An 8,045-nucleotide genomic window follows, 5' to 3' on the forward strand; every position below is an offset into this window, starting at 1 on the left:
TAGGGTTCCATGCCCGATGCCAGGGCGTCCTCGCAGTACTCCCTCCAAAGCGTCAGCATGGTCATGCCGGGACGGTTCATCTCCTTGTCGATGCGGGGATGGTCGATCTCCGCCTTCGACATATCGGATCGCTCCTTTGCCGGATAGATGACGGCTCGAATCGCCGCATCGTTCATCTCCTCCGGCAAGGGCCACTCGAGGCCGTGCGCCTTCGCGCGGGTGGTCACCGCCCTTACCGTTGCGGTGGAGCACCTGCACGAGAACGCTGTGTTCCTGACACTCACCCCCATCGCCCTTTGCCGAAGTATTTCTCTGTACTTGACCATTTTTTCTTCCTTTCTCGCAATGGTCCGATGGGCACTTTTGTGCCCATCGGAATTGTGGCGGAAAAGGAAGCGCCCCTTTCGGGGCGCGTGGCAATTTAGATTGTTAGGGTGTGGCAGTCTGCCATGGAGCGCTGTAGCAGTGGAGCGTGGAACGGTGTAGCAAAAGCGCTGCAATAGTCAGGAATCGCCAAAGCAGCGTCCGCATATTTTGAAGATCGACCTTTTGCCTATTTCGGACACAGCATGGGGGCCTCCCTTGCCCATGAAGCAGCTCGAATCGCAGCGCTGGATAAACTGCATGGCCCTTCGCATTTGATAGTATCAAGCCGAGAAGCTCCTTCGAGCATCAGAGAGGCCCACGTCCACCTCTATGACGATGCCGAATTTAGGGAAGAATTGCTTCGCGTAGGCGGAATATCTCCCGAGGTGCTCGAGATAGACGAACTCTGCGATATATTTTTGCCGATCATTCGGAACGACTACAAACTGATAGAAGAGTACGTTCCTACAGAAAATTATGAGATGGGCATCGACTGTCCCGTTACGGCTTTCTTAGGGAAGGACGATCCGGAAGCTCTGGAGAATGAAATGAGGGATTGGGCAAACGTTACGACAGGCTTCTTCGAGATGAGGCATTTCCAAGGAGGGCATTTTTACTTCATGGACGATGTTTCCCAAGTCGCCACTGCTCTAGTCGAAACGCTGCACAACAACAGACAATCCAGCGTCTAGATCGCCACACTAACCCTCGAAAGGCACGGCGATTTCCTCCTCGCAGGTGTAGCGCGCCACTCTTTCCGCATGGGTGACAACGACAAGCGCCAAGCCCTCGTCTCGTTTCAGCTGGTTCAACGTATCGAGGATGTCCTTTTGAGTGGTGGGGTCGAGGGCGGAGGTCGATTCGTCGCAAACAAGCACCTTGGGCTCATGGGCGAGGGCCCGGGCGATGGCAACGCGCTGGGCCTGTCCACCCGAAAGCGAGCGGGGGTGCTGGCGTTTGATCTCGTCGGGCAAACGCACCAAGGCCAAAAGCTCCGAGACCCGCTCCCTCACCTCTTTCCTCGACCAGCGAGGATGCACCCGCCTGACGGCGCGAGAAAGCTGGGTGTCCACGCAAAGCGCGGGATTGAGGCTTGTCGCAGGATCCTGCGGCACCATCTGCACGGCGGCAAGCTCGGTTTGCGACCGATCCTTGAACGAGCGCGCGAGAACATGCATATCCCCATCGCCCAAATCGAGCGCCACAGAACCTCTTTCCGCAGGGCGCTCTCCCGTGATGGCCCTGACAATCGTACTCTTGCCCGACCCCGAAGGCCCGAAAAGGGAAAGCCCCCGGCCATGATTGATCGAAAACGCGGCATTCCTCGTTGCAACCTTGCCGTCGGGCGTCACGACATCGAAGCTTGATGCTGAAAACACAGGGGCACCGGCGGATGAATCCATTTCATCGCCGGGACGCCGTTCAAGCCGCTGGGCGTCAACGAGTTTGCGGGCGTAATCGGTTCCAGGGTTGTTCATCAGCTCGGAATGCGAAACCGTTTCGAGAACGCAGCCCTCTTTGAGGACGGTGACGGATTCGGCGAACTTGCCGGCCACATCAAGGTCGTGGGTGATGGCGACAACGCTCATTCCCGATTCGGCGCAGATTCCCTTGATGGTGGCCACGACCTCATCGGCGGTGGCTCCGTCGAGGCCGGCAGTGGGCTCGTCGAGTATAAGCACGCGAGGTTTCGACGCGATGGCCTTGGCGATGGCCACACGTCGACGCTGCCCTCCGGAAAGCGAGCGCGGCCTCCGGTCGAGCAGCCCTTTGACACCCGAGAGGCCCACCCTGCCAAGCAAGCCGAGCGCGTCCTCGTCGTCCATCGGGACGGATTCTGACAGCAGCGCGCGCACCGTCATGTGGGGCGTGAGCGAGAGAGCGGGATCCTGCGACAGCCACGATACCGTTTCCGCCCGGTAGCGCCTCAGCGATGAGCCTTTGAGAGAAAGCACGTTCGCCCCGTCGACGAAGATCGTTCCGGCCTCGTGGACGAGGCCGCTGCGGATGCGTCCCATGAGCGCGAGGGCGAGCGTGGTTTTGCCCGACCCCGATTCTCCGACGAGAGCGCGGTTTTCTCCGGCCAAAATCTCTATCGACAGATCGTCGATAACGCGTTTACCCCCGAGAGTTGCAATCGAAAGGCCCGCTATCTCGACAATCGCGTCCGATCCGTTCGTCACAGGTTGCTCCTTTTCCCTATTCGATCAAGCAGAAGATTGCCCGATATGGTGATGCAGGCAATCGCGATAGTGGGAGCAAGCGCGGCCCACGGGTTCAGGCTGATGCCCGTGACGCCCGTCTGTATCATGGTTCCCCAGTCGGAGCCCGTTCCGAGGGGGTCGAACCCGAGAAAAGCGGCCGTCGCAACAAGATAGACGGAGTTGATGAACCTCATGCCCACCGTGGTTGCCAAGGGAACCGCCAAGTTCGGAAGCACCTCGCGCACAGCCGTCTTCGCCGCCGAATCGCCGGAAAGGCGCGCCGCCGTCACATAAGGCGATGCGGCCACGGGACGGACGAGCGAGCGCGTGTACCGAGCTATGTAGGGTGCCGACACCGCCGTGGTCACCACGATCATCGTCCCCACTCCCGAACCAAGCCCGAACACAAGAACCATGACTACGAGTATCGAAGGAATGACCAGCAGCAGATCGAGCAGGTACGATAACACATCGGCGAACCTGCCCTTCGCACTCACGGCGAACCCGAGAGCCACGCCCACGGCAGCGGCGACGGCGGTGGAAACAGCGGCAACGGCGATAAGGTGCGCGCCGCCGTGCATGAGGCGCGCCAAAACATCGCGGCCAAGCCCGTCGGTGCCCAAAGGATGCTCGGCGCTCGGAGGCATGAACGCGGCCCCCACGGTGCTTGTCCCGTCTGCCGGGGAAAGCGATCCGGCGAGCGCAAGAGCGAGAAAAGCGATGAAGAAGACGAGAAGCACAAGATCGGGCCAAGAGAGCAGCTTCTCGCTAATGCTACGCTTCGATCTCACGGGACCGCCTCCTTCCCAACCCGTCGGCAATCCAGAAAGCCGCAAGCGACACCGCTATGACAACCGCCGAGCAAGCCATGAGCAAATCGGGCTCGCGGTTGAGCACGGCGTTGACAAGAAGCGTGCCCAAGCCGGGAAAGCTGAAAAGGGATTCAATGATGACCGTGCCGCCAATAAGATAAGGTACGACCGAAGCCGCCGACTGCGCAACGGGGGCGACGATTCCGGGCAAGAGGTTTTTGACGATCACCCTTCTTTCCGGCAGACCAGAAAGTCGGGCCGATTCGACATGAAGCGTTTGGTTCTCCCGCTCGACCACGGCGCGCACCGGGCGCACAAGGGTGCAAGCCCCGATGAGGGATATGGCGACGATGGGAAGCACCATGATGATGGGCTTGTCGAACATCGAGCCACTCCCAACGGGAAGAAGCGATACGGCGGGAAACCACCCGAGCTGCGTCGCGAACACCAAGATGAGAAAGAATCCGACAACGAACTCGGGTGTTCCCACAACAGCAAGCGCAAGCGTACTCACAATCTTGTCTGCCGCCTTGCCGCCATGAAGACCCGCGAAAATGCCACCAGCCGTGCCGACCACAATCACCAAAACAAGCGAGATCGCAAAAATCACTCCAGTTCGCGCAAGAGGGCCGACCATAGCGTCGGCTACGGGTAATCCCGACGCAAGAACGGTTCCGAAGTCGCCCTGCAGCGCATGAGCGCACCAGAGAACGAAACGATAGAGTACCGGCTTGTCGAGGCCGTATTGCTGCGTGAGCTCGGCCACACGCTCGGGAGTCGCCTGTAATCCGAGACGCTGCGTGGCGGCATCGCCGGGCAGAGCCTCAAGGGCGAGGAACACGAGCAGACACGTGAAGATCAGCGAGATCGCGAAGAGGAGAATACGGGAGAGTATCCGCAGTGCGCGGTGCCCTCCCGTACGGTCGGCGTTCGGTGACATGCCCTTCGTCCGATTCGCTAAGCGGAGAGGGTTGCCTTGGCGAACAGAGGCACCGAGAGCGTGATGTCTATGCCGTCGAGGCCATCTACCTGCCCGCTCAGATCGGCGCAGTATCCCCAAACGATATCGCCGCCCTCGGCCCAGAGACGCTCCTGTGCTTGGTTGAGGAGTTCCGCCCGGTCGGCCTCATCCACTGCCGAGGTTGCTTGGGCCAAGAGGGAATCGTACTCGTCATCCTTCCACTGGCTGAAGTTGTACGGCGAGCTGCCACCGGTGTACATGACGGCCGAAGCGATATACGGGCGATTGATGAGATAGGTTGCGAAAATCTGCGCTCCGTAGATGTTGTTCATGTCGGAGAACAGCGTCGTCGGATCGATCTCCTTCACCGACACCGTGATGCCCGCCTTCTCCAGCTGGGCTTTGAGCATCTCTGCAGAATCGTTGACGCCGGTGGTGGTTTCGGCGGTCGTGATCTCGAGCTCGGTCACGCCCTTTTCTTCGAGCACCTTCTTGGCGGTGTCGAAGTCGTAAGCACGCTGCTCGAGGGAATCATTGTAGCCCGGCATACCCTGGCCAAGCACATCATTGCCAACCACACCCGCAGAGCGGAAGATGGTGTCGTTCATGGTCTGGCGGTCGACGATAAGCTTGAGGGCCTCGCGTACCTCGGGATCATCGAAAGGCGCGGCGGACGCGTTGAGGCAGAAGCGGAAAGAACTCGAATTCTCGATGCCGCCGTTCAAAACGTTGAAGCCGGACTGGCCTTCGAGCGTGGCCGCGTTCGTCGTCGAGATTTGGTGGGCGAAGTCGACCTCGCCGCTCGTGAGCGCCGTGTACCTCGTCTCGGGATCGGTGATGGGGACGATCTCAACCGTGTCGATGGCCGGAGCGCCTCCCCAGTAATCGGCGTTCTTCTCAAGCACGGCTCCAGTGTCGGGAGAGAAGGAAACGAGCTTGAAGGGCCCGCTGCCGATGTCGCCAGAGAAATCGTCGCCGGCGCTGCCCGCCGGGAACACGAAGGTGACGGCGGAAACGACCTCGTCCCAGAAGGTGGCTTGCGGCGAGAGAAGCTGGAGCGTGAACGTGCGCTCGTCCACAACCGAGCTGCCCTCCCAATCGACGTTCGCGTAGAACGACGAGTACATGGGTGAGGTGCCGGCGTACTGGAGGCTGTAGAGCGCATCTTCAGCCGTGACGGTCTCGCCGTCATGATACTTCACACCGTCCTTAAGGGTGACGGTCCAAGCGCTCGCATCCTCGTTGGGTTCGATGCTTTCGGCAAGCGAGTTCTCCACCACGCCGTTGCGCAGGAGGATAAGCGAGTCGTACACGTTGAGCGCAATCGCCAACGGAAGAAGCGTGCTGAAGGTGGCTGGATCCAACGTGTCCGTCGAGCTGCCCATCATGGCAACCCGCAACGTCTTGGGCGTCTCATCCGACTGAGAAGCGCCCTCGCCGGAATCACTGGTGCCCGACGAGCAGCCAGCAAGCAGCGACCCCGTGCCCATGGCGATGGCGAAGCCTCCCATCAGCTTCACGCAGTCACGGCGAGAAAGAACCCCTTTCCCCAGCATTGTTTCATCTTGTGACATATCCGCTCCAATCATTTTTTCATATCATCCCGTACATCAGCATCTATTCCTTTATATTTAGATAGACACTGTCCAATTAGAACAAGGACATTATAAAGATAAAAGGTTTCTATGTCTAACTTTTTTGTTGGTGGCTTTCGATTGAAACCTGCACAACCGTTCTTTTAAAGCCGTGTTTTACAAATCAGTTTTAGTTTGATTAACAGAAAAACTGGTTTGATACCCGGCTCGGCAATATGTCGTAAGCGAGTAGTAGAGAAGTGTATTTGAAGCGACGAAGGGGGTCTCCTGATATCCTCAGAATCAAATCGGTCTCTCCAGCCCACTAGCTCCCTGCACGCGCTTTTTTGCTTGCAGGTGGCAAAGATTTTTTAGCCATGTGGTCAGAAAGGCACGCTTTGCAAATAGCTTGCGATTACGCCCTCTTCTTTTTCTGATGGAGACAGTGAAAAGCATGCATCCCGGGAGCAATTCGGTTTGAGAGCAAAACAACGCAGGCGCCAAAAGGAGGTTGGCTTGAGGGAGTTCGACCTTGAAGACTAAATCCCCCAGGGCTTATTGCGCTGGCAGCGCCAACCGAGGTAGGTGCCCAGCCGTGAAGGAGGATGCCATTACTCAAAAAGTAACGGAGTGTTGCTATCGACTAAGAGACCGCCTCTTCAAGAAGACGATGGGGAAAGCTTATGGCACTCCAGCGTCAATCGAACACGATAGCAGCGGGTCAGAAAGAGAGACAGCACCATTTTCTCTGCTTTCTGCGAAGTACGTCTTGAAGCTTGGCATTTCAAAAAGCGAGTTCTGCAGACGTACTTTGCTGTCGGAGAAAACTTACGAGCGAATCAAATATGGTCAACTTGCAGATCGTCCTAAACCAGAAACAGTGATGCAATTTTGCGTAGGCCTCGGACTCTCTTTGGAAGAATCCGAGAATCTTTTCAATGCGGCGGGTTATTACCTTGGAGGGTGTAAGCTTCATGAGGCATACAGAGAGTTGCTGTCCATGAACGACAGCCTAACCATCTACGAGTGCAACGATGTTTTGCGTCATTTGGAGCTGCCTTTATTGGCAAGATGGATAGAGATTTCTTAGAAAGAGCACGCCCCATACCCCATAATGAAAGGGCTTCCGACGCCGTAGGCGCTTCTCCTGCACGCATCGTCCGAATTGCCTTCGATGGTGCGCACGGTGGAGCCGTCGCACGACTCCACGATGCCCACGTGGTCGGAGACGCCGTCTCCGTCCCAGTCGAAGAACACGATGTCCCCAGGCGCCGGCGCGCTGCCTCCCGGCAGCCAGCGGCCTGCGGCCTTGAACCACTGCACGCCCGTGGGGCAGTAGGAGAACTTGGGCACCGCGCCCGAATCGATGTACCCGCACTCGTTCGCACACCAGCTCACGAAGCACGCGCACCATTCCACGCGGCTCTCGAACCCGTACCATGACCAGTACGGCCTGCCGCCCACGTTGCCCAGCTGGCTCGAGGCGATCTCCACGATGTCGGCGGCGCCGCCCGCGATCCCGTGGAGTACGGCCCGCCATGCGGCGTCGTGGCGCTCGTCCAGAAGCTCGCGCAGCGTTTCGAGTTGCCCCGCGTCGAACCCGTAGGCCGACGCCATCTGCTCCGCCGTCTTGGCCGAGAGCGTGACGCGCAGCACCTTGGCGGGCGGGGCGTCTTCGCCGTCGGAATCGCTCGGCTCGGCTTCCTCTATCTCGGTTTCTATGGAGTTCATGTCCCAGAACACGGCGCGCAGCGCGCCCTGCCGCGCGGCGTCGAGCGTCAGAACGTCGAGCGGGTTCTCGGCGTCTGCCGCCAGCTTGACCGCGAACACGGCGAGGGTTTCCTTCCACGGGCTCTTGCCGCCCGAAACCGAAACCTCGTCGCATTCCGCCGACGCCTTGGCCTCCTCCACCTTGGCGGCGTGCTCGGCGTCTATCTCCGCCACCACCTCGCGGAGCGGGGGGTTGCCGTCGCCTATGTCGCCGCCCATGAGGAAGATGCCGAACGCCGAGGTGGCGACGAACGCCGCGAGGCATGTCACCACGACCACTGCGGCAGCGGACGACCCAAGACCGGTGAGCGCCGCAGTTGCCGCCCGCGCCTGGAGCGCGGCCATGCGCGCGAACCGG

7 protein-coding genes are annotated in these 8,045 nt (G+C 59.2%); 2 read left to right on the forward strand and 5 right to left on the reverse strand.

What is annotated here, in order from left to right:
* The first annotated feature begins 509 nt into the window (after positions 1–509).
* Positions 510–1,058: a thioesterase II family protein gene (locus HMPREF1023_RS07075; RefSeq protein WP_255346936.1), complete on the forward strand. Its 549-nt coding sequence runs from the start codon at positions 510–512 to the stop codon at positions 1,056–1,058.
* Between the two features lie 9 nt (positions 1,059–1,067).
* Here HMPREF1023_RS07075 and HMPREF1023_RS07080 read toward each other — a convergent pair whose 3' ends face one another.
* From HMPREF1023_RS07080 to HMPREF1023_RS07095, 4 genes are read right to left on the reverse strand one after another with little or no spacing between them, the layout of a single operon-like run.
* On the reverse strand, positions 1,068–2,549 hold the full coding sequence (locus HMPREF1023_RS07080; RefSeq protein WP_009305516.1) for an ABC transporter ATP-binding protein: 1,482 nt from the start codon (positions 2,547–2,549) through the stop codon (positions 1,068–1,070).
* Complete coding sequence (locus tag HMPREF1023_RS07085) at positions 2,546–3,361, reverse strand: ABC transporter permease (protein ID WP_009305517.1); 816 nt, start codon at positions 3,359–3,361, stop codon at positions 2,546–2,548. The genes HMPREF1023_RS07080 and HMPREF1023_RS07085 overlap by 4 nt, the downstream gene beginning before the upstream one ends.
* Positions 3,345–4,322: an ABC transporter permease gene (locus HMPREF1023_RS07090; protein ID WP_009305518.1), complete on the reverse strand. Its 978-nt coding sequence runs from the start codon at positions 4,320–4,322 to the stop codon at positions 3,345–3,347. The genes HMPREF1023_RS07085 and HMPREF1023_RS07090 overlap by 17 nt, the downstream gene beginning before the upstream one ends.
* A 17-nt stretch (positions 4,323–4,339) precedes the next feature.
* The gene (locus HMPREF1023_RS07095; protein WP_009608954.1) at positions 4,340–5,917 is read right to left on the reverse strand and encodes an ABC transporter substrate-binding protein; all 1,578 of its coding nucleotides are present in this window, start codon (positions 5,915–5,917) and stop codon (positions 4,340–4,342) included.
* A 595-nt stretch (positions 5,918–6,512) separates the two neighbouring features.
* On the opposite strand from HMPREF1023_RS07095, the gene HMPREF1023_RS15235 reads away from it, so the two are divergent.
* Entirely contained in the window at positions 6,513–7,007 is a 495-nt protein-coding gene (locus HMPREF1023_RS15235; protein WP_175282520.1) for a helix-turn-helix domain-containing protein, read from the forward strand.
* Here the strand turns inward: HMPREF1023_RS15235 and HMPREF1023_RS07105 are convergent.
* On the reverse strand, positions 7,004–8,045 hold a 1,042-nt coding region (locus tag HMPREF1023_RS07105), incomplete at its 5' end, for a CHAP domain-containing protein (RefSeq protein ID WP_009305520.1). The two genes, HMPREF1023_RS15235 and HMPREF1023_RS07105, sit on opposite strands and share 4 nt — an antisense overlap.

The organism is Eggerthella sp. 1_3_56FAA (genome assembly GCF_000185625.1).
Classification (GTDB): Bacteria; Actinomycetota; Coriobacteriia; order Coriobacteriales; family Eggerthellaceae; genus Eggerthella; species Eggerthella lenta.

Coding starts and splice junctions, on each gene's coding strand:
- HMPREF1023_RS07090 (WP_009305518.1), bottom strand. CDS start 4,322: ATGTCACCGAACGCCGACCGTACGGGAGGGCACCGCGCACTGCGGATA.
- HMPREF1023_RS07095 (WP_009608954.1), bottom strand. CDS start 5,917: ATGTCACAAGATGAAACAATGCTGGGGAAAGGGGTTCTTTCTCGCCGT.